General features: G+C 57.1%; 20 protein-coding genes. 12 read left to right on the top strand and 8 right to left on the bottom strand.

Annotation, left to right across the window (positions count from 1 at the left end; all coding sequences use genetic code 11):
• Positions 1 to 113 precede the first annotated feature (113 nt).
• Positions 114 to 2,177, top strand: a complete 2,064-nt coding sequence (locus MHZ89_RS06490) for a prolyl oligopeptidase family serine peptidase (protein ID WP_311782318.1) — start codon at positions 114 to 116, stop codon at positions 2,175 to 2,177.
• Here MHZ89_RS06490 and exoX read toward each other — a convergent pair.
• Both exoX and MHZ89_RS06480 read right to left on the bottom strand, forming a co-directional pair.
• Entirely contained in the window at positions 2,171 to 2,839 is a 669-nt protein-coding gene (exoX, locus tag MHZ89_RS06485) for an exodeoxyribonuclease X (RefSeq protein WP_311782317.1), read from the bottom strand. The genes MHZ89_RS06490 and exoX overlap by 7 nt on opposite strands.
• Positions 2,840 to 2,842: 3 nt before the next feature.
• Positions 2,843 to 3,073, bottom strand: a complete 231-nt coding sequence (locus MHZ89_RS06480; RefSeq protein ID WP_120453863.1) for a DNA polymerase III subunit theta — start codon at positions 3,071 to 3,073, stop codon at positions 2,843 to 2,845.
• Positions 3,074 to 3,224: 151 nt separating this feature from the next.
• Here MHZ89_RS06480 and copC point away from each other — a divergent pair, with 151 nt between their 5' ends.
• The 5 genes from copC (at position 3,225) to iraP (ending at position 6,383) form a co-directional block, all read left to right on the top strand.
• Positions 3,225 to 3,590, top strand: coding sequence for a copper homeostasis periplasmic binding protein CopC (gene copC / locus MHZ89_RS06475; RefSeq protein WP_311782316.1), 366 nt, complete (start codon positions 3,225 to 3,227; stop codon positions 3,588 to 3,590).
• A gap of 3 nt (positions 3,591 to 3,593) precedes the next feature.
• Positions 3,594 to 4,469 (top strand): copper homeostasis membrane protein CopD, encoded by an 876-nt coding sequence (gene copD / locus MHZ89_RS06470; RefSeq protein WP_311782315.1) that lies wholly within the window; start codon positions 3,594 to 3,596, stop codon positions 4,467 to 4,469.
• Positions 4,470 to 4,504: 35 nt separating this feature from the next.
• Positions 4,505 to 4,852, top strand: a complete 348-nt coding sequence (locus MHZ89_RS06465; RefSeq protein WP_311783004.1) for a YebY family protein — start codon at positions 4,505 to 4,507, stop codon at positions 4,850 to 4,852.
• Between the two features lie 780 nt (positions 4,853 to 5,632).
• Positions 5,633 to 5,809: a general stress protein gene (locus MHZ89_RS06460; protein ID WP_311782314.1), complete on the top strand. Its 177-nt coding sequence runs from the start codon at positions 5,633 to 5,635 to the stop codon at positions 5,807 to 5,809.
• 202 nt (positions 5,810 to 6,011) lie between these two features.
• Positions 6,012 to 6,383, top strand: coding sequence for an anti-adapter protein IraP (gene iraP, locus MHZ89_RS06455; protein ID WP_311782313.1), 372 nt, complete (start codon positions 6,012 to 6,014; stop codon positions 6,381 to 6,383).
• Between the two features lie 67 nt (positions 6,384 to 6,450).
• Here iraP and MHZ89_RS06450 read toward each other — a convergent pair whose 3' ends face one another.
• Positions 6,451 to 6,777: a four-helix bundle copper-binding protein gene (locus MHZ89_RS06450; RefSeq protein ID WP_311782312.1), complete on the bottom strand. Its 327-nt coding sequence runs from the start codon at positions 6,775 to 6,777 to the stop codon at positions 6,451 to 6,453.
• A 336-nt stretch (positions 6,778 to 7,113) separates the two neighbouring features.
• Here MHZ89_RS06450 and MHZ89_RS06445 point away from each other — a divergent pair, with 336 nt between their 5' ends.
• Positions 7,114 to 7,971 (top strand): manganese catalase family protein, encoded by an 858-nt coding sequence (locus MHZ89_RS06445; RefSeq protein WP_311782311.1) that lies wholly within the window; start codon positions 7,114 to 7,116, stop codon positions 7,969 to 7,971.
• Between the two features lie 321 nt (positions 7,972 to 8,292).
• Here MHZ89_RS06445 and MHZ89_RS06440 read toward each other — a convergent pair whose 3' ends face one another.
• Positions 8,293 to 8,499: a hypothetical protein gene (locus MHZ89_RS06440; RefSeq protein ID WP_120453877.1), complete on the bottom strand. Its 207-nt coding sequence runs from the start codon at positions 8,497 to 8,499 to the stop codon at positions 8,293 to 8,295.
• A gap of 396 nt (positions 8,500 to 8,895) precedes the next feature.
• Here MHZ89_RS06440 and MHZ89_RS06435 point away from each other — a divergent pair, with 396 nt between their 5' ends.
• Positions 8,896 to 9,543 carry a metallophosphoesterase gene (locus tag MHZ89_RS06435; protein ID WP_311782310.1) on the top strand — a complete coding sequence of 216 codons (648 nt, stop codon included), beginning with the start codon at positions 8,896 to 8,898 and terminating at the stop codon, positions 9,541 to 9,543.
• 3 nt (positions 9,544 to 9,546) lie between these two features.
• On the opposite strand, the gene rsmF is transcribed toward MHZ89_RS06435, so the two are convergent.
• The 3 genes from rsmF to yebS all read right to left on the bottom strand — a co-directional run bounded on the left by rsmF (position 9,547) and on the right by yebS (position 15,087).
• The gene (rsmF, locus tag MHZ89_RS06430; RefSeq protein ID WP_311783003.1) at positions 9,547 to 10,971 is read right to left on the bottom strand and encodes a 16S rRNA (cytosine(1407)-C(5))-methyltransferase RsmF; all 1,425 of its coding nucleotides are present in this window, start codon (positions 10,969 to 10,971) and stop codon (positions 9,547 to 9,549) included.
• Between the two features lie 266 nt (positions 10,972 to 11,237).
• Positions 11,238 to 13,874, bottom strand: a complete 2,637-nt coding sequence (locus MHZ89_RS06425) for an MlaD family protein (protein WP_311782309.1) — start codon at positions 13,872 to 13,874, stop codon at positions 11,238 to 11,240.
• Complete coding sequence (gene yebS, locus MHZ89_RS06420) at positions 13,843 to 15,087, bottom strand: membrane integrity lipid transport subunit YebS (protein WP_311782308.1); 1,245 nt, start codon at positions 15,085 to 15,087, stop codon at positions 13,843 to 13,845. Before yebS ends, MHZ89_RS06425 begins: the two co-directional genes overlap by 32 nt.
• A gap of 233 nt (positions 15,088 to 15,320) precedes the next feature.
• On the opposite strand from yebS, the gene MHZ89_RS06415 reads away from it, so the two are divergent.
• From MHZ89_RS06415 to htpX, 4 genes are all read left to right on the top strand, one after another.
• Positions 15,321 to 15,821: a GAF domain-containing protein gene (locus tag MHZ89_RS06415; RefSeq protein WP_120453888.1), complete on the top strand. Its 501-nt coding sequence runs from the start codon at positions 15,321 to 15,323 to the stop codon at positions 15,819 to 15,821.
• Positions 15,822 to 15,917: 96 nt separating this feature from the next.
• The gene (gene proQ, locus MHZ89_RS06410; RefSeq protein WP_120453890.1) at positions 15,918 to 16,607 is read left to right on the top strand and encodes an RNA chaperone ProQ; all 690 of its coding nucleotides are present in this window, start codon (positions 15,918 to 15,920) and stop codon (positions 16,605 to 16,607) included.
• 19 nt (positions 16,608 to 16,626) lie between these two features.
• A complete protein-coding gene (gene prc, locus MHZ89_RS06405; protein WP_311782307.1) occupies positions 16,627 to 18,672 on the top strand; it encodes a carboxy terminal-processing peptidase in 2,046 nt (681 codons plus the stop codon).
• A 218-nt stretch (positions 18,673 to 18,890) separates the two neighbouring features.
• Positions 18,891 to 19,772, top strand: coding sequence for a protease HtpX (gene htpX / locus MHZ89_RS06400; protein ID WP_120453895.1), 882 nt, complete (start codon positions 18,891 to 18,893; stop codon positions 19,770 to 19,772).
• A gap of 56 nt (positions 19,773 to 19,828) precedes the next feature.
• Here htpX and MHZ89_RS06395 read toward each other — a convergent pair whose 3' ends face one another.
• A complete protein-coding gene (locus MHZ89_RS06395; RefSeq protein WP_311782306.1) occupies positions 19,829 to 21,208 on the bottom strand; it encodes an MFS transporter in 1,380 nt (459 codons plus the stop codon).
• Between the last annotated feature and the right edge of the window lies 1 nt (position 21,209).

Below are 21,209 nucleotides of genomic sequence, written 5' to 3'. Positions count from 1 at the left end.
GCCGCCTGCGGCCGCCTTGCGCGGCCGCAATAACAACGCGTTACGCACAAAAATTTGGCTTCCCCGCCACCTGATGCCACCCTTAAAGAGTATTAATAACAGGGAGACGGAGCATGCAGGCCCCCATCGCAAAAAAAATTCCTCATGAAATGACGCTCCATGGCGATACGCGCGTGGACGATTATTACTGGCTGCGCGACGACAAGCGCGAAAATGAAGAGGTGCTGGACTATTTGCGTGCCGAAAATAACTACGGCAAGCAGATTATGGCGACCCAGCAGCCGTTACAGAACCGTATTTTAAAAGAGATTGTCGATCGCCTGCCGCCGCAGGATCATTCGGTTCCCTATGTACACAACGGCTATCGCTATCAGAGTCGCTATGAGAGCGGCAACGAGTATGCCGCGTATTATCGCCAACCCGCCGAAAGCGCCGAGACCGATGAGTGGACGCTGCTGCTGGACGCCAACCAGCGCGCCTCCCACAGCGAGTTCTACACTATGGGCTCGCTTAATATCAGTCCTGACAATAAGGTGATGGCGCTGGCGGAAGACTTTCTCTCGCGGCGGCAATACGGCATCCGTTTCCGCTGCCTTGAGAAAGGGAGCTGGTATCCCGAAGTATTAAACAACACCTCGTCCAGCTTCGCCTGGGCGAATGATTCGCGCACGCTCTACTACGTGCGCAAGCATGAGCAAACCCTGCTGCCTTATCAGGTCTGGCGACATGAACTTGGCACGCCGCAAAGCGACGACCAGCTGGTCTATGAAGAAAAGGATGATACCTATCATCTCAGCGTGCATAAAACCACGTCTGAACATTTCATTCTGATCGCGCTGTTCAGCACCAATACCAGCGAGATCCAGCTGATCGACGCCGGTTTCCCGGACGCCACGCCGCAGGTGTTTTTGCCGCGCCGTAAAGATCATGAATACAGTCTGGATCACTATCAGCATCAGTTTTATATCCGCTCGAACCGCGACGGCGAAAATTTCGGGCTATACCGTACGCGCTGGCTGGATGAGTCGCGCTGGGAAACCCTGATCAAGCCGCGCGATCATGTCGTGATGGAAGATTTCCAGCTGTTCCGCGACTGGCTGGTGGTGGAGGAGCGTCAGCGCGGCCTTACCAGCCTGCGTCAGATGCACTGGGAAACCGGGGAAGTGACCGGCATCGCCTTTGATGACCCGACCTATGTCACCTGGCTGGCGTTTAATCCTTCGCCGGAAACCAGCAAGCTGCGCTATGGCTACGGCTCAATGACCACGCCGACTACGCTGTTTGAGCTGGATATGGACACTGGCGAACGGCGCATCCTCAAACAGAGCGCGGTCGGCAGTTTCGATCCGGACAACTACAAAAGCGAGCATCACTGGATCACGGTGCGCGACGGCACCGAGGTGCCGGTGTCGCTGGTCTATCACCGTAAATACTATCAGCCCGGCAAGAACCCGATGCTGGTCTATGGCTACGGTGCCTACGGCAGCAATATGGAGGCGGACTTCAGCGTCAGCCGTCTTAGCCTGCTCGATCGCGGCTTTGTCTATGCGCTGGTCAACGTGCGCGGCGGCGGCGAGCTGGGACAGCGCTGGTATGACGGCGGTCGCCTGTTCAATAAGATGAACAGCTTCACTGATTTTATCGACGTCACGCAGGCGCTGGTGAAAAAGGGCTTTGGCCAGCCTGAACAGCTCTATGCCATGGGCGGCAGCGCGGGTGGCCTGCTGATGGGCGCCGTGATCAATATGGCACCGGAACTCTTTCACGGCGTGGTGGCGCAGGTGCCCTTTGTCGATGTGGTCACGACGATGCTGGATGAGTCGATCCCGCTGACCACCGGCGAATATGATGAGTGGGGCAACCCTAACGACGCCGATTACTACGGCTATATTCGCCAGTACAGCCCCTACGACAATGTCGAGGCGAAAGCCTACCCGCATATGCTGGTAACCACCGGGCTGCATGATTCTCAGGTGCAGTACTGGGAGCCGGCAAAATGGGTGGCGAAACTGCGCGCGCTGAAGACCGACAATAATCTGCTGATGCTCTGTACGGATATGGATGCCGGTCACGGCGGCAAGTCGGGACGTTATAAATCCTATGAGGGAATTGCGCTGGAGCTGACTTTCCTGATCGCGCTGGCGCAGGGCAGCCTGCCGCCGCAGCGCGATTACTGATCGTCGCTCAGGTATCGACGCAGCGCCTGCCGCAGCGGCGGGCGCAAATCGCGCACGTTCTCCAGCACCCAGCGCAGATAGCGCGGATCTTTGCGCGCAATAGCGGCCACGCTTTGACCACGATACTTGCCAAAGGGCAGCACGTCGCCCGCCACGCTGGCGGGCTGACAGCGCTGCGCCATCTGCGACGCATCCCAGCCGGAGGTCTCCATAATCCGGATCAACAGAGCGGCGGTAACGTAACAGTCGTAAAGCGCGCGGTGGGCATGTAGATCGGCGGGCGGCGATACCTCCAGCTTCAGGCTGTGGCGCAGCGCCTGATTGCCGTACTTAATGCCAGGCCACAGCTGGCGCGACAGCATCATGGTGCAGATCCAGTCACCGTACATCTCCGGCAGCATACGGCGATCGAAGCTGGCGTTATGCGCGACATAAAAAGCGCTGCCGTGATAGCGGCCAATCGCCTCTTCGATGGTGGGTTTGCCAACCACCATTGCTTCGGTGATGCGGTGTACGGCCATCGCCTGACGGCTGATTGGGCGATCAGGCAGGATCAGATCGCTCATCGGGTTGACGATCTGGCCGTCAATTACGTCGACCGACGCCACTTCCACCACGCCGCCCTGTAGACCGCAGGTTTCGGTATCAATTACGCGTAGCATGAATTACTTCAGTTTGGGTTCGTAGGGCAGGCGCGAAAAGTTCAGCGACGCCTGGCGATAGTGCATCAGTCGCTGGCGAAACCAGTCACGAAGCGCCGCAGGCTGCTCGTTTTCAACCATTTCAGCCACTACCGGCATATTGTAGCGCTCTTTGAACGCCACGCCCGCTGCGGCCAGTTCAACATTGACTTTATCTTTCTCTTCCTGAGAAAGCAGGGCGAGGTTTTGACTCATGGTGATCTCCTGAAGACAGGGGGCAAAAATAATGCTTATCCCGCTCTGAATCAAGGGCAAAGGATAGCATCGCTGGCCCTCGACACCTTAAAAGCCACGGCGTATCCTTGCCCACGTTTGCCGCTGATGCGATGGCTAAAAGGATGATCCCATGCAGAAAAGAACCCTCTTAACAGGCGCTGCCGTCTCGCTGTTGTTGTTCAGCCAGTCGGTGCTGGCGCATGCTCACCTGAAATCGTCCCAACCGGCCGATAACGCCGTAGTCGCCGCCGCGCCGCAGGAGTTGACCCTCAGCTTTACCGAAGATGTGGAACCCGCTTTTAGCGGCGTGACGCTGCTGGATGCCGGTAAAAAAACGATCGCCAGCGAAAAGGCGCAGCTGGATGCGAAGCAGCACAATCGCCTGATCGTTCCGCTGAAGGCGCCGCTGGCCGCGGGCGTTTACCAGGTTAACTGGCATGTACTGTCGGTTGACGGGCATAAAACCCAGGGCAGCTACCGCTTTAGCGTGAAGTAATTAGTGACTTTGCTGTGGATCCTGCTGCGTGCGCTGCATTTCGCCGCCGTGATGCTGCTGGCGGGCAGCGCGTTTTACACCGCGCTGTTAGCGCCGGAACGCTATCGTCACGCGCTGGCGCAGCGGCTCGATGCCATAATGCGCGGGTGTGTCTGGCTGGCGCTGTTCAGTGGGCTGCTGATGCTGGCAACCCAGCTGGCGTTGATGAGCGGCGACTGGCGCAATCTGAGCGATGCTCTGATCTGGCGCGCGGTGCTGAGCACGCGCTTTGGCGCGGTCTGGCAGTGGGAGATAGCGCTGGCCGCGGCAACGCTGCTGGCGAGCCTGCTGCGTAATGAACGACGGCAGCAGGCGTGGCTGGTCGGCTCGCTGTTGCAGCTGGCCTGTATGGCGTTGACCGGACATGCGGCGATGCGCGAAGGCGTTCTGGGCGCGCTGCAGCAGAGTAATCATGCGCTGCATCTCATCGGCGCCGCCTTCTGGGCAGGCGGCCTGTTGCCGCTGCTTATTCTGATGCGCGAGGCGCGGCAGATCGATCGGCGCAGCGACGCTATTCGCACCATGATGCGCTTTTCGCGTTACGGACATCTGGCGGTCGCTGCGACGCTGCTCACCGGCGTGGTGAATACGCTGCTGATCGTCGGCTGGCCTCGTCAGTGGCACGCCGGGCTTTACAGCGAACTGTTAGTTGTTAAGGTGACGCTGGTGGCTCTTATGGTCGCTATTGCGCTGCTCAACCGTTACGTGCTGGTGCCGCGTTTTCGCCGCGCGGGGAAGGGCGCGCAACATACATTTATTCGCATGACGCAGCTTGAACTGCTGCTGGCATGCGCAGTGGTTGGCCTGGTCAGCGTCTTCGCCACGCTGTCGCCAGCCTGAGTCTGACCCGTTTTGACTGAGTAAAAAGGTAGGCTATTTTGCTGAAGAAAGTGATCCCCGCAGTGCTGTTATTGTCTCTCGGTGGCCAGGCGCTGGCGGCGGAGATTATTACCGTCAGCCGTTTTGAGGTAGGTAAGGCGGCCTGGCCCTTTAGCCGTGAAGAGGTGATGCTGACCTGCGAAAAAGATGGTTCGCTGTTTGCCATCAACCCCAGCACGCTGATGCAGTATCCGCTCAACGATAAAGCCGAAGCCCGCGTGCAGGCAGGCCAGGTGAAGGCGCAGCCCATCTCTGTAATCCAGGCGGAAGACAAAGCGCATCCAGGCCAGATGATGAGCCTGCAGCCGATTATCGAGCGTACACAGGCGCTGTGCGATAAATAATCCTGACCAGGGCGCGACGCTCTTTCGCGCCTTCTTTCGATGATTCTGCCGCCAGGATCACACTCTGATCCTGCGGATCTCCTCTGCCCGGCTGTTCGCTGGCATTTCCAAAAGCGTGGTCTAATCTTAACTGGCAAGGCGAAATCGCCTGCATTAATGCCAACTTTTAGCGCACGGCTCTTAAAGAGCCATTTCCCTGGACCGAATACAGGAATCGTGTTCGGTCTTTTTTTGCGTCATGAATTTAGAGAGTGCATCCTGCTATCTCACGCTTGCATATAGCCTCCTCTGTCCCGGCCACTCCTCTCTTTTCCCGAATCAGCGAACATCTCTACAGGTAGATGCAGGTATCACATCATCCCGCTATCCTTTAACCTTTGCCGCCTGGTGCGCAAGCGCGTGGTCTTCCGTCAAAAATCATCGTTCTTCAGCGACAGCGACGCCCTGCAACGGGAGACGAATATAATTCCCCGGCTTAGCCGCCTTTATTTTTATGTTATTTCTTTGAGGTTGGTAAAAATATATTAACAGCGCGCTGGTTAAGCTTATTGCTCTATTTCAGGTAAGTGTCTGAAGATAAAATTATTAACCTGCGCTTCGCTGTAAACGAGGTTTTTAAATTATCGCTTCGCTAACAAATAACTGGGTTTTATATCCTGCAGCAGACTTGCAGATATGGGCGCGTCGTCTAGTATTAATCATGCAACACGAAATACGGCTGGCGTAACAGATTTATGCCGGTTGCCATTTACTGAATGACAATATGTCCAGGAGGATATTATGGCCGAGCATCGTGGTGGTTCAGGTAATTTCGCAGAGAACCCTGAAAAAGCTTCAGAAGCAGGTAAGAAAGGCGGTCAGAACAGCGGCGGTAATTTCGCCAATGACCGTGAAAAAGCTTCAGAAGCAGGTAAAAAAGGTGGCCAGAATAGCCATAGCGGCGGACGCAAGTCTTAATAAACAGAGTAGTTTAGAATCTGTTTAAGCCACCAACCCCGGCATTTAATGTCGGGGTTTTTTTATGCGCTATGGCAGCATCTTAAGCGCGCTCTCTAAAAATTCATGCTGAAGCAGTAACAGGCAAAGCGACTATTTAAGACTTTTCATCTTGCTGGAGACAGGCAGCAAGGTAAGATCCCTGTTTTACAGGGAGGCCGTTATGAAAAATGTTGTGCTGAGCATGCTCGCTAAAATATCAAAAATCGATGCGGAAACTAAACAGCTCACCGCGCGCGTCGAAGCGCAGTCGCTGTTGATAAGCGCGCTGGTATTAGCCGTCAGCAGGCAGGGCGGCGTAACTGAGATGATTGATAGCGCCAACAAGGCGATCAATACGGTGATCGAATCGGCTGACTCTGATGAAATGCTGAAGTCAGATGCCGCCATTCTGCTGCATGAATTCCAGGAGTTGCTGACCATATCCAGAGCGGTCGATAAAGCAGATAACGAAATCGACCAGGATGGGCTGGCTCATATCAGCGGCGTCTCTCACCTGACAGGCTCTGAACCTCAGGAAGAAGATAAGCTTTAGCCTGCTTCCAGCCCGCCTGACGGGCTGGCTGATGCGCCTTCTTCAATGACGCAGATGCCGCATCCCGCTAGGCGGCCATTTCCCCACAGGCCGTCGCGCAACGCTGGCAGGCCTGCGCGCAGTGCTGGCAGTGATCGTGCTGATGCTGACCACATTCGTTTGCGCACTGCTGGCAAATTTCCGCGCAGAGCAGACAGAGCGCAACGGCTGAATCACTCTGCTGTGCAATAAACTGAGCGGCCAGGCGGCAAATCGCCGCGCACTGCATATCAAGCCGAATACAGCCCCGCATCATTTCAATATTTTCTTCACGCAGACAGGATGCCGCGCAATTATCACAGGCAGCTGCGCAGGCATAACAGGCTTCCAGACACTGTTTATATTCAGCTTTCATATTTCCTCTTTATCTTCTTGTAGCCACTGATTAAGCCTAAAAAAGATTGCTGATTATGCAAGTCGCAGAAAGAAGCGGTTCTGTCAGCGCTACGTTAAAAAATGGCGCTGATAAAATCTGGGTTGACCTTATAAACATTATGCTTATTTGCCACGGGCTACAGCAGGCGAGAAATAGCCCTTAAGTTTTTTTTGGCGCTAAGTGGTTAATATTTTTGAGATGATGGGGGTAACTGCCGCTTATATTTTGTCCGAAAAGTTACGGTCGCGCTTTCATTTTTCTGAAACTTCTTCCAGGCTTGTCTGGCTTATTCTTGAAAAAAGCCAGGAGATAAATATGTTTCACCATTCTTCAAAACTTCAATATCCCGTTCGCGTCGATAAACCAGACCCGGAATTCGCTATGCTGCTGCAACAGGCGATTGGCGGAGTGGAAGGGGAAATCCGTGTGGCGATGCAGTACTTCTTCCAGGCCATGGGCGCCCGCGGCGACGCGCGTATTCGCGATCTGCTGATCTCTACCGCGACTGAAGAGCTGGCGCATATCGAAATGCTGGCGCACGCCGTCGCGCTGAACCTGGAAGGCGCACCGCTCTCCTATCAGGAAGCGTCGGCGAAAGATCCGGTTGTCAACGCGGTCCTGGGCGGCATGAACCCGCGTCATATCCTTTCATCGGGTCTGGCGGCGCTGCCGGTCAACGCCAACGGCGTGCCTTTCGATATGAGTCATATCTATGCTTCAGGCAACGTGGCGGCCGATATGCTTTCTAACGTCGCCGCGGAAGCGACAGGCCGCGTGCTGGCGACCCGCCTGTACAATCTGACCGAAGATACCGGTATGAAAGATTTCCTCTCTTTCCTGATTGCACGCGACACCATGCACCAGCAGCAGTGGCTGGCGGTAATTGAAGATCAGGGCGGTTTAAGCGCCTCTCTGCCTATCCCGAACAGCTTCCCGCAGTCTGAAGAGGCGCATGAGCACGCCTATTACGCGCTCAATACGTCGCTGGACAAGCCGCTGCCGAAAGGTCGCTGGAGCGAAGGTCCTTCATTTGACGGTAAAGGTCAGTTCACGGCGAAAGAGAAGCCTGAGCTGCTGGGCGACGAGCCGCTGCTGGGGCATGCTCGCCCGGGGTCCGGCGCGCAAAGCGAACAGGAACTCTCCGGTACCGTACCGCCTGCATTAAAACCTTAATCGCAACGTGCCCAGGGAAGGGCGCGCGCCACTGATTGATTTCAGCGCGATATATCCAGTAGCGAACCGTAATAAAGTTGTGTGCGGTGCGATATTTGGCCTGACAGGGACGTCACCTTATCCAGTCTCCCTTCTTTTTGCTTACCGCTCTTTTCTCGCGTGAAAATAAAGTATCGCCTTAACCTGCCGCAACGCCCTCCGTACCAGCCTGAATCAGAGTCCAAAAAAATATTTTTTTCTTGATTGAGCAAAGCGATGAATTTAACCCGCAGCGGCGCAGAAATGAAAAACCCCGGCGGGCGCCGGGGTCAACAGAAGCACTTATTTGGTATCAAGCACCTGTTGCAGCCAGACCAGTTCGTCATCGAAACCGGACTCGCGTAACAGCTGGAAATAGGATTGCTGAATGTCAGCAGAGACCGACGCTAACAGCATGCCCAGCATCCCTTTCGTTTTACAGATTTCTAATGCGGCGTTTTCGAGAGAATCAAGGTTAAAACTTACGTTATCAAGCGTTTCAGCGACCATTCTTATTCTCCTGACGGAGGTAATCAGCCATCCCTCCTTTGCTGTGTGTATCTGCTCCACATTGTGGACGGGCTGAGATCTCACACTAACGCAGTTTCGTCTGTCAGAAACATCCTGATATCTGAACAGTAATCGGCACGCTCTGGCGCTTTTATGCGCAAAAAATACGGAAAATCTGAGTAGAAGAGAGCGAGCATCGCGTCGCAGGCTAATCACCCGACAAAGAGCAGATGCACGAGACGCGCCAGTGATTCCAGCAGGAGCAGACTACCGACGAAAATCAGCACTAACACGCTAAGAAATTGTTTCCGGCTATTCATCACGCCTCCCTGAAGATGTGACCGTCTATACTTTAACCCGCACTTAATAAACCTCTGGTTAACAAGCGGGATCCAAATGCACTACCAGTATCTCAACGGTGAAAACTGGCAAAAGATATGGGTTGTAGGCGACCTTCACGGCTGCCGCAGTCAGCTTGACGCATTGCTGCTGGAAAAGGGCTTTGACAAGCAGAGCGACCTGCTGATTTCCGTCGGCGATATCATCGATCGCGGGCCAGACAGTCCCGGCTGTTTAGAGTTATTAGAGCAGCCGTGGTTCCGCTGCGTGCGTGGAAATCATGAAGAGATGGCCATTGAAGCGTTACAGTGTCACGACAGGCTGAACTGGATGATGAACGGCGGCGACTGGTTTTATCAGCTCAAGGGAGCGAAGCTGATTGCGGCGCGCCATGCGCTAAAACGGCTAAATACTCTGCCGCTGATCCTGCATCTCCAGCTGGCGGATCGCATCGTGATCGTCGCGCATGCGGACTATCCGGCTGAGCGTTACGCCTGGGAGCAGCCGTTAGACTGGCATAAGGTGGTGTGGAATCGTGAGCGCATCACCCGCCTACAGGCGGGAGAGGCGGGGAAAATAGGCGGCGCGGATGAGTTCTATTTTGGCCATACGCCGCTACAGCGTCCGCTGGAGTCGGGCAACCTGCACTATATCGATACCGGCGCGGTGTTCGGCAACCGCCTGACGCTGGTGCAGCTGCAGTAAGGCTCAGCGGAACAGGCGGCCGTCGCGCACCAGCTCGCGCGGGTAGCTGTTTTTAATTCGGCTGCCGACGCGTTTCGCCAGGCCGAGCGGCTGCTGCTGGTAAGTCACAATCATTTCATCACGCTGTGGCGGCGTATCGGGGAAGATATCCCGCCCGCGATACCACTCCAGCGCCTCGTCGGCAGTCAGCTCGAATGTCCTTTGCACATCCAACTGCGCCAGCGCGATAACCGCTTCATGCTGCCAGCGGTAGCCTTTGGCAAAGGTTTCTGCCAGCTTCAGGCCGATACGGGAGAAGCGAACGCTGCTAAGCAGCGGCGTAATCGCCTCTGGAAACAGCCACAGCTCTTTATCGCGCTGCCACAGCGTTAGTTCGTCGCCCCATTGCAGGCCGACCGCCGCCGCCGCGTTAGCGACCTCTGCCGCCATCTTTTTATTCACTGGCGTAAAGGGCAGCTTGCCCAGCTTGTAGCCGGGCTGCGGCAGCGGCGGCACCGAGGCAGTTTTACGCAGTCGCGCGACGAAAAAGCCTTCGCTGTCGAACAGCTGCGGAAACACGTGCAAAAAGCCTTCCGGCGTTAGAGCCTGCGCGGCGTCGGCGAAGAGCGCGTCGAGCGGAACGACCTCTACCGCCTGCGGATAGCGCGCCAGCAGCCAGGCGATCACCTGCTGGTTTTCTATCTGATTGAGCGTGCAGGTGGAATAGACCAGGATACCGCCCGGTTTAAGCGCATGGAAGGCGCTTTCGAGCAGATCGCGCTGGGTGGCGGCAATCGTCTCGGTGCTGCTCAGCGACCAGTTTTTCAGCGCGTCGGCGTCTTTACGGATCACCCCTTCGCCCGAGCAGGGCGCGTCCAGCAGCACAGCGTCGAACTGCTCCGGCAAGGCGGGGCCAAAGACGCGAGCGTCAAAATGGGTCAGGGCGACATTGCTGACGCCGCAGCGGCTGATATTAGCGTGCAGCACCTTAACGCGGCTCGCCGAAAATTCGTTGGCGAGAATGGCGCCGCGGTTGCCCATGCGCGCCGCTATCTGCGTGGTTTTCGAGCCTGGCGCGGCCGCCATATCCATCACCCTTTGCGCATCGGGCGCGGCGTCGAACAGCGCGCTGACCGGCAGCATAGAGCTTGCTTCCTGAATATAAAACAGCCCGCTTAGATGCTCCGCCACGCTGCCCAGCGGCAGACTCTCATCGTCGCGCTCAATCCAGAAGCCCTCCGCGCACCAGGGCACCGGCGTCAGCCGCCAGCCATAGTCAGCCGTCTGGGCGAGGAAATCCGCTACGCTGATTTTGAGCGTGTTGACGCGGATAGTGCGGCGCAGCGGTTGCTGGCTGATGGCGATAAAGCGTTGCAGCTCGGCGTCATCGGGCAGCGCGGCGCGCATCAGGTCAAGAAAGTCAGAGGGGAAAAGATCGGCCACGGGCAGGTTCCAGTTGAAACATTGAGGTCAAAAACAGGGGCGGCAGTGTAGCACGAAAAGGGTGAAGTCGCTCCAGGCCGCGGCCCGGTAGTCAGACAGCAGGGGACAAAAAACCAGGCGCTCCGCGGCAGGAGAAAATGCCGGGAGCGGTTTTGAACATCGCAGAAGCATATTGTGTCTGTCTGCGCGGGAGGAGCTGGCAGTCAGTGCCGTCTTTGCGAGCGGGGCTTGAACCCTCGCTCGCACCGCACCAACAGGCGTTGCCGACCAGCTTACTGTCGCGGATCGGGAATAGCCGTTCCCCAGCTGCGCCAGTTTTTCGGCGCTTCATCCTGCAGCAGGAAGTGTTTGTCCGCGCCCGCCTGCGGCGCCAGCGGTACCGTCGGCGGCGTGGCGAACTGAATGCCGCCGCGAATAAACTGCTGGAAGGTGCCGGTTTTCACCACGCCGCCAATCAGGCCGAAGTCGAGGTTATAGCCCGACGCCAGCCAGAACACGGAGTTGTTGCGCACCAGATGTTGATACTTTTTGCTGATGCGCAGCGCAATCTGCACCCTGTCCGCCATATTGCCCAGCGAAGTGCCGGTTACGGTGCCGACCTCGACGCCGCGGAACAGCACCGGTGTACCGATAGAGAGCGAGCCAGCTTCGGCGGCATCGACATAGATTGTCAGTCCGTTCAGGTAGCGTGAATCGGTAATGGTGCTCTCCTGCAGTTCGAAAACACGCGCCGGCCCCCCTTTGCCTGGGTCGACGTTGACGTAAGGCTGCAGCAGCGTCTCCAGATGATTAACGCCAGCTGGTGAAATCTCCGGCGACACCACCGAGAAGTGACTGCCGTTACGCGCGAAGTCCTGCACATACTCTGGGTAGAGCACCGCTTTCGCTACCACCTGATTATTATCCTGACTCAGGGAGAGCGACTCCACCTGGCCGATATTAATGCCCAGGTAGCGAATCGGCATCCCTTGCGACAGCTTGCTGGCGTCGTAAGTATGCAGGGTAATCTGGCTACCGACCGCGCGCGCCGCCGTCTCGGAAGGATAGAGCGTGCGCTTGCTGCCTTTGGCATTTGCCGCGCCGCTCATATTGTCGAAGCTGATGGCGCCGCGCAGCGCGCGGTTAAGCGGCGATGCCTGCACCGTCAGGCCGCTGCCGTTAAGCTGCACGCGCGCGCCGCCTTCCGCCCAGAACACGCTCTCGCTGGTCAACAGCTTGCGATATTCCGGTTTGATATGGACGGCGATATCGAAGGCGCTGGAGCGCGGCGTGACGTCGACGATTTCACCGACCTCATATTTGCGGTATAGCACCACCGAGCCGGCCTGCACGTCCGGCAGGCTGTTGGCGGTCAGCGTCAGGGTAGTGGAAGGGCGATCGCCGGTAATGCCTTCCTCCGCTTTTTCGGCGTCGGCAAACAGCGGGTAAGCGGGTTTAACCGCGCCCTGATTGCCCGGCTCCAGACGGATGCCGCCGTCAACCCATTCGCGCGCGCTGGCACCCAGCACTTTCATGCCGTCGAGGCCAAACTTCACGTCAAGGCGACTGTTAACAATAAATTTGCTGTCGCCATGCACCAGGTTGCGATAGGCCGGCTCAATCGCCGCGACAAACAGAATGCCTTTCTCATTCAGCTCGCGTGAAATGACCTGGCCGATCTTCATACCGTGTAGCATGACCGGCTGACCGGCATCGATGCCATAACTTTCCGGCGCGCTGAGTTTCACCGTCAGCACGTCGGGCTTCTGCAACAGCGACTCGTTGGCGGGCAACACGGTAAAGTGGCTTTGCGGCTCGCCGTCGCCCGGCACCAGCTCAAGCGTATTGCCGGTCAGCAGGCTGCTGAGATTAGTATCGGTCAGGCTCACTTTCGGGCTGCGCATCTCAATGCGCGTGCCGCTGCGCATCAGATTGACGACGGAGGGATCGAGCGTCAGCTCTCCCGTGACTTTGCCGCCGCTCAGCAGATTCAGTTTCGTCAGGCTGCCCACCTCCAGGCCCTGATAGACCAGCGGCGTCCGGCCCGCTTTCAGGTTATTACCGTCGGGCAGATCGAGCGTCACGATCACGCCGCGCTGGCTGCGCGCCAGATCAGGATAGAGCCGGTAGTTCTGGTCCATTTTCGCCTGCGGCGAATCGTCAGGCGAGTCAAAGGCGATGGCACCGTTGACCAGCGCCGCCAGGCTCTCCAGCTCGACCTTCGCGCCGCTCAGGCTGACGTCAGCGTTCAGACCGGAAACATTCCAGAAGCGGCTGTTGGTTTTAACCAGATTTTTAAAGCGGCGCTCAATCAGCACATCAATGAAAACGCCGTCCGTTTTGCTGTTAATGCTGTAGTCATAAACGCGGCCGACCGGGATTTTGCGGTAGTAAACCAGCGAGCCGGAGTTAAGCGCGCCGAGATCCGGCGCGTGCAGATGGATCAGCAGCTCGCCGGTATTAACGCGGTATCTGGGCTGGGTATCCTGCGCGATAAAGTTATCGCGCGGTTTGCCGCTGCCCGGCATCATGCCGATATAGTTGCCGCCCACCAGCGCATCGAGACCCGATACGCCCGCCAGCGAGGCTTTTGGCGTCACCAGCCAGAACTGAGTGTTCTCGCGCAGCGCCTCTTTCATATCGCTTTTGATGCTCGCTTTAATCTGGATAGTGCGGTAGTCATCGCTCAGATTGATGCCCTGTACGGTGCCGACCTCCACGCCCTGATAGCGGATCGGTGTGCGTCCCGGCACGATGCCGTCCGCCGACTGGAAGTTAATGGTGATCACCGTGCCGCGCTCTTCATAGTTAGTCCAGAGCAGCCAGCCGGCGATCAGCATCGCTACAATCGGCAAAAGCCAGAATGGAGAAACCTTACGTTTGCTGCGCAGCGTCGCGTTAGTCGGTGTAGTCGGCGTTTCCTGTTGCATGTGCATCCCAAAGCAGGCGGCTGTCGAGCCACTCAACGGCCATAATGGTCAGGATCACCGCCGCGCCGAAGTAAAACGCAGCAGGTCCCATGGTAAAAGCCAGCAGCTGATCGCGATTGACCAGCGACATGGTTAATGAAATCACAAAGAGATCCAGCATTGACCAGCGGCCAACCCAGGTAACGACCCGCAGCAGGCGAATACGGGTTTTTAGCCCCTGCTCGCAGCGGAAGTGAATACTTAACAGCAGCGTCAGCATGACCAGCACCTTGGTAAAGGGCACCAGGATACTGGCGATAAACACCACCGCCGCCACCGGAATATTGCCGGACGCCAGGCCAAGGATGCCGGAAAAAATCGTATCCTCGCGTCGCGAACCATTCAGGTAGACCACGGAAATCGGCAACAGATTGGCGGGAATAAGCAATACAACAGAGGCGATAAGCGCCGCCCAGGATTTTTGCAGGCTGTGGCGACGCCGGAAATCAAGCGGCGTATGACAGCGCGGGCAGCGGCCGCGCGCGTCCGGCTCGCCAGTATTATGGCAGTTCAGGCACACCTGTAACTTGTCGCGGGCAAACCCATACTGCTTCTGCGGATAAAAATGTTCCCAGAGCTGCTCAACGTTAAGGTGGATCAAGGTGAGCAGGCTCAGCGCCGTTAACGTCAGATAGGCGGCCAGCCCATAGCCGACCTCCAGCGAGGCGTAATCCTGCACCTTGATCGACGCCACCGCAATGCCCACCAGATAGATGTCGAGCATTACCCACTCTTTAACCTTTTCCAGCATCAGCAATACCGGCCGCAGATTCATCCCCAGCCGATGGCCGATACTGAGATAGCCGATGCCAACGACGAGCGCAGCGGGCGCGCCGATGGTGCAGAACGCCACCATCGAGGCGGTAAGCGCATTGCCCTGTTCCGCCATCTGGATCACCCCGCCCAGCAGGCTGGCGTTAATGCGCATGCCGAGCAGGCGAATATCCACCAGCGGCAGGGTAAAGGCGAAGGGCATCAGCACCAGAATCATCGCGGCCATAACGGTCAGCCGCGTCATCGACCAGTCACGCCCGCTGATAATTTGTGCATGGCAGCGTGGACAATAGGCAGACTGGTGCGATTTCACATCCGGTAAGGAAAAAAGGGTATCGCATTGCGGACAACGCTGATAACGTGCGTGGGGCAATGGCTGGCTGATAGCGTGAATTTTCATAGGGTGATGCAGGTTTCGCCCGGATATTTGTCGCTGTGACCGGATGCGGTCGTGGGGCAAAAAAACGTTTTCACGTTTCAGGCACGCCCGCAAAGGGCCCACGTTTCGATCCACAAAAATCTAAGGTTATAGCAACTAACGCGATGATTCACCTTGTGGCGGTGGATATTTAGTGCTTATTTTAACGGGCGGTTAATAAAAGCCGCTCTGTTGTTAATGTTAATGGTTAAACAATGAACAAAACTGCCTTTTACGCCGATTTGAATCGCGATATGCGCGCTTTGCTCGCGGGCGAGACCTCGTTTCTCGCCGCGCTGGGCAATTTCAGCGCGCTGCTGTATGAACGCCTCGACGGCGTTAACTGGGCGGGCTTCTACCTGCTGACTGAAGCCGATACGCTGGTGCTGGGGCCTTTCCAGGGCAAAATCGCCTGCGTGCGCATTCCGGTAGGCAAGGGCGTGTGCGGTACGGCAATAGCGCAGGATAAAGTGCAGCGCGTCGACGATGTGCACGCTTTTCCCGGCCATATCGCCTGCGATGCCGCCAGCAATGCCGAGATCGTGATTCCTCTGAAAGTAAACGGCACGCTGGTAGGCGTTCTGGATATCGACAGTACGGTGTTCAATCGCTTTGACAGCGAGGATGAAACAGGGCTGGTTGCACTGACTGATGGGCTTTGCGACGTGCTCGCGCACAGCGAGATCGAAAAATTTTTGCAGCTGACGCGCAGCTAATCGACTGGATCGCATGGCATTTGGCAATGTTGTCATTATAATGTCGCCTGTTCATGCCTGCTCTGGTCGGCAAATCCGTTGTAATCAGGAAATTTCATGGAAAATCAACCTAAGTTGAATAGCAGTAAAGAAGTGATCGCCTTTCTGGCGGAACGTTTTCCAAACTGCTTTAGCGCTGAAGGTGAAGCGCGTCCGCTCAAAATCGGCATCTTTCAGGATCTGGTAGAGCGCGTTCAGGGCGAAATGAGTCTGAGCAAGACCCAGCTGCGTTCAGCGCTGCGTCTCTATACTTCCAGCTGGCGTTACCTTTACGGCATCAAAGCTGGCGCGACGCGCGTCGACCTCGACGGCAACGCCTGCGGCGTGCTGGACGAGCAGCACGTGCAGCATGCGCGTCAGCAGCTGGAAGAGGCGAAAGCGCGCGTTCAGGCGCAGCGCGAGCAGCAGAAGGCCGCGAAACGCGAAGCCGCAGGCGAAGAGGGCGCTGAACCGCGTCGTCCACGTCGTCCCGCCGCACGCAAGCCAGCCGACGGCGATGCGCCGCGCAAAGCGCGTCCTCAGTCGCCGCGTCCTGCCGCTCAGGATCGCAAACCGGCTCCGCGCCCGGCGGCGCAGGCTAAACCCATCACCGATACCTCAACTTTGCAACCAGGCCAGAATATTAAAGTCAAAGCAGGCAAAAGTGCGATGGACGCTACCGTTCTTGAAGTGTCAAAAGACGGCGTTCGGGTACAGCTCGCTTCCGGCATGGCAATGATTGTGCGCGCAGAACACTTGCAGTTCTGAAACGGAGGCTGACCCCGGCATGAACACCCTGTTAAAAATCGGTATGATTGCGGGCCTGCTACTGGCAGGCCCTTCATTTGGCGCAGAGAATATTACCCGCGCCGATCAGATCCCGCAGCTTCATGAAGATCCGCAGGACCCCACCGTCAGCGAACGTGTGACCTCCCGCTTTACCCGTTCTCACTACCGCCAGTTCGATCTCGATCAGGCCTTTTCGGCGAAGATTTTCGATCGCTATCTGAATATGCTCGACTACAACCACAACGTGTTGCTGGCATCAGATGTGGCGCAGTTTGCCGATAAAAAAAGCACGATTGGCGACGAGCTGCGCAGCGGCAAGCTGGACGTGTTTTACGATCTCTACAATCTGGCGCAGAAACGCCGTTTCGAGCGCTACCAGTACGCGCTTGACGTGCTGAATCGTCCGATGAATTTTAGCGGCAACGACACCATTGATATCGACCGCGCCAAAGCGCCCTGGCCGAAAGATCAGGCCGAGCTGAACGCGTTATGGGACGCCAAGGTCAAATATGACCAGCTCAGCCTGAAGCTGACCGGTAAAGATGACAAAGAAATTCGCGATGTGCTGACCAAGCGCTACAACTTTGCTATTCGCCGCCTGGCGCAGAGCAACAGCGAAGATGTCTTCCAGCTGGCAATGAACGCGTTTGCGCATGAAATCGATCCACACACCAGCTATCTGTCACCGCGCAATACCGAACAGTTCAACACCGAAATGAGCCTGTCGCTGGAAGGTATCGGCGCAGTGCTGCAAATGGATGACGACTACACGGTGATCAACTCTATGGTCGCGGGCGGACCGGCGGCGAAGAGCAAATCGATCAGCGTCGGCGATCGCATTGTTGGTGTCGGTCAGCCGGGCAAGCCGATGGAAGATGTGATCGGCTGGCGTCTTGATGACGTGGTAGCCAAAATCAAGGGGCCGAAGGGCAGCAAAGTGCGCCTTGAGATCCTGCCTGCGGGCAAGGGCACCAAAACCCGTACTGTCTCCCTGACGCGTGAGAAGATCCGCCTTGAAGACCGCGCGGTGAAAATGAGCGTGCATAACGTCGGCAAACAGAAAGTCGGCGTACTGGATATTCCGGGCTTCTACGTCGGTCTGACCGATGATGTGAAAGTTCAGCTGCAAAAGCTGCAGAAGCAGAACGTCGACAGCGTTGTAATCGATCTGCGGACTAACGGCGGCGGCGCCCTGACCGAAGCGGTATCGCTTTCCGGCCTGTTTATTCCGAGCGGTCCGGTGGTGCAGGTGCGCGACAATAATGGCCGCGTCCGCGAGGACAGCGACAACGACGGCGTCGTCTACTACAAAGGCCCGCTGGTGGTGCTGGTAGACCGCTTCAGCGCCTCGGCATCCGAAATCTTCGCTGCGGCGATGCAGGACTATGGCCGCGCGCTGATTGTTGGCGAGCCGACGTTTGGTAAAGGCACTGTGCAGCAGTATCGTTCGCTGAACCGCATTTACGATCAGATGCTGCGTCCTGAATGGCCTGCGTTGGGATCTGTTTCCTACACCATCCAGAAGTTTTACCGCATCAACGGCGGCAGCACGCAGCGTAAAGGCGTTACGCCGGATCTGCTGATGCCGACCGGCGTGGAAGCGGCGGAAACGGGCGAGAAGTTCGAAGACAACGCGCTGCCCTGGGACAGCATCAATGCCGCTACCTATACCAAAACCGGCGACGTCAAGCCGCTGGTGGCACAGCTGACTAAGCAGCACGAAGCGCGTATCGCCCAGGATCGCGAGTTCCAGTACATCATGAAAGATATCGCTCGCTTTGATGCAATGAAGGACAAGCGCAATATCGTGTCGCTTAATCTCGCCCAGCGCGAGAAAGAGAACCACGAAGAAGATGCGCTGCGTCTGGAGCGGATTAACGCGCGCTATCAGGCGGAAGGCAAAAAGCCGCTGAAGAGTCTGGACGATCTGCCGAAGGATTATAAAGAGCCCGATCCTTACCTCGACGAGACGGTGAAAATCGCCAACGATCTGGCGCAGCTGGATAAATCACAGCCTGCTGCGTCCACTCCCGCCGCGCAGTAAGCGCAAGGGATTGAAAAGCACCGCGACGCGGTGCTTTTTTTTGCCCTGAGGATCGGGAGCGGTGGCTGAAACCAGCCTGCGAGAGGAAAGCGTGACTAAATGTAAAGTTATGTCTTTTTAGGCACTTAAAGGTTAAGGTCGCTTGAAATGCGGCGCGATGACCCTAGGATAAGGATCCGCGCAGTCAGCGCATGAACAACTGAGGAAAATTAACTTTTATGATGCGTATTGCTCTTTTCCTGGTGACCAACTTAGCTGTGATGTTGGTCTTTGGGCTGATCCTCAGCCTGACAGGGATCCAGTCAAGCAGTGTTCAGGGCCTGATGATTATGGCAGGCCTGTTTGGCTTTGGCGGTGCGTTTGTTTCACTGCTGATGTCGAAGTGGATGGCGTTGCGTTCGGTCGGCGGTGAAGTGATTGAACAACCCCGGAATGAAACGGAACGCTGGCTGATGCAGACCGTTGGCCGTCAGGCGCAGCAGGCGGGCATCGCCATGCCGCAGGTCGCTGTGTACCATGCGCCCGATATCAACGCGTTCGCCACCGGCGCGCGCCGTGATGCGTCGCTGGTTGCCGTTTCCACCGGTCTGTTGCAGAACATGAGCCGTGACGAAGCGGAGGCGGTGCTGGCGCATGAGATCGCGCATATCGCTAATGGCGACATGGTGACCATGACGCTGATTCAGGGCATCGTGAACACCTTCGTGATCTTTATTTCGCGTATTATCGCGCAGGTGGCGTCGGGCTTTTTGTCCGGCAACCGTGACGGCGAAGAGGGCGGCAACGGCAACCCGCTGGTCTACTTTGCCGTGGCGACGGTGCTGGAGCTGGTGTTCGGTATTCTGGCCAGCATCATCACCATGTGGTTCTCGCGTCACCGTGAGTTCCACGCCGACGCCGGTTCAGCGAAGCTGGTGGGACGCGAGAAGATGATCGCCGCGCTGCAGCGCCTGAAAACCAGCTACGAACCGCAGGAGCCGAGCAGCATGATGGCGTTTTGCATCAACGGCAAAAACAAATCCCTGAGCGAGCTGTTTATGTCGCACCCGCCGCTGGACAAGCGTATCGAAGCGCTACGCAGCGGTCAGTACCTGAAGTAATCGCAGAGCCAAAGAAAAAGGCGACTCCCTGGAGTCGCCTTTTTTATTGATGTGACCTACTGCGCTGCGGCGCGCTTTTGCGACAGGCGCGAGAGGCTGAACAGCGCGGCGACGCTGGAGAAGAGTCCCGCCAGAATCAGCGAGGCGTGCGTACCGTTCTGATCGAACATCGTGAACATCAGCGCCACCAGCGCCGCGCCGCTGCTCTGACCCAGCAGACGCGCCGTTCCCAGCATTCCGCTGGCGCCGCCGCTGCGGTTGCGCGGAGCGGAAGAGATAATGGTGTGGTTATTGGGCGACTGGAACAGGCCAAAACCGGCCCCGCACAGCGCCATCCGCCAGATAATATCCCAGTCCTGCGGCTGGGCGGGCAGCAACGCCAGCAGGAAGAGTCCCGCCGCGAAAAGCGCCAGACCAATACCGCCGAGCAGCCCGGCATGAATATGCTCAATCAAACGTCCGGCAATCGGTGCCAGCACCATGGTCGCCAGCGGCCAGGGCGTCAGCAGCAGGCCGGTAGCGACTTCATTGCGCCCCAGCACGTTTTGCAGGAAAAAAGGCAGCGAAACCATCGCCAGCATCTGCGCGCAGAAAGAGCAGATCGAGGTGCAGATCGACAGGCTAAAAAGCGGAATACGCAGCAGATCGACCGGCAGTAGCGGCACCGCCAGCCGCTGCTGACGGCGCACGAAGAACCAGCCCACTACCGCCAGCACTACCACCTCAGCCAGCGCCAGCGCAGGGCTTTCTCCCTGAGCGAAACCGGTCAGCCCGTAGATCAGCAGCCCGAAAAAGAGCGCATTCATCAGCGCGCTCGGCACGTCGAATTTTTGCGCTTTCGCTTTCTGGCTGTTCTCCGGCAAAAAGCGCAGCGCCAGCCAGAGCGCAATGACGCCCAGCGGCACGTTGATCAGGAAAAGCCATTTCCAGCTGGCGAAGGAGAGGATCGCCGCGGCGACCGTCGGCCCGGCGGCGCTGGATACTGCTACCACCAGGGAGTTAATCGCCATGCCGCGTCCCAGATGGCGCTGCGGATAGATAATACGGATCAGCGCGGTGTTTACGCTCATCAACGCCGCCCCGCCAAAACCCTGCAGCACGCGCGCCAGGGTCAGCATCGAGAGCGAAGAGGAGAGGGCGCAAAAGGCTGAGGTAAGGATAAACAGGCCGAGACCGACCTGATAGACGCGACGATAGCCCAGCATATCACCCAGAAAAGAGAGCGACAGCAGCGAGGCGACGATAGCGATCTGATAGGCGTTAACGATCCAGACGGACTGCGCGGGACTGGCATGAAGCTCGCGCGCGATAGTCGGCAACGCCACGTTGGCGATAGCGCCGTCCAGCACTGCCATCATAATGCCCAGGGCAATGGTAAAAATCGCGCCATAGCGTTGCGGAACGGGAAGGCCGTCCTGAAAAGGTGTAGGGGACATA

This window comes from Pantoea sp. ACRSB, assembly GCF_022346905.1.
Classification (GTDB): domain Bacteria; phylum Pseudomonadota; class Gammaproteobacteria; order Enterobacterales; family Enterobacteriaceae; genus Pantoea; species Pantoea piersonii.
This window is presented reverse-complemented; position numbering and strand designations above follow the sequence as displayed.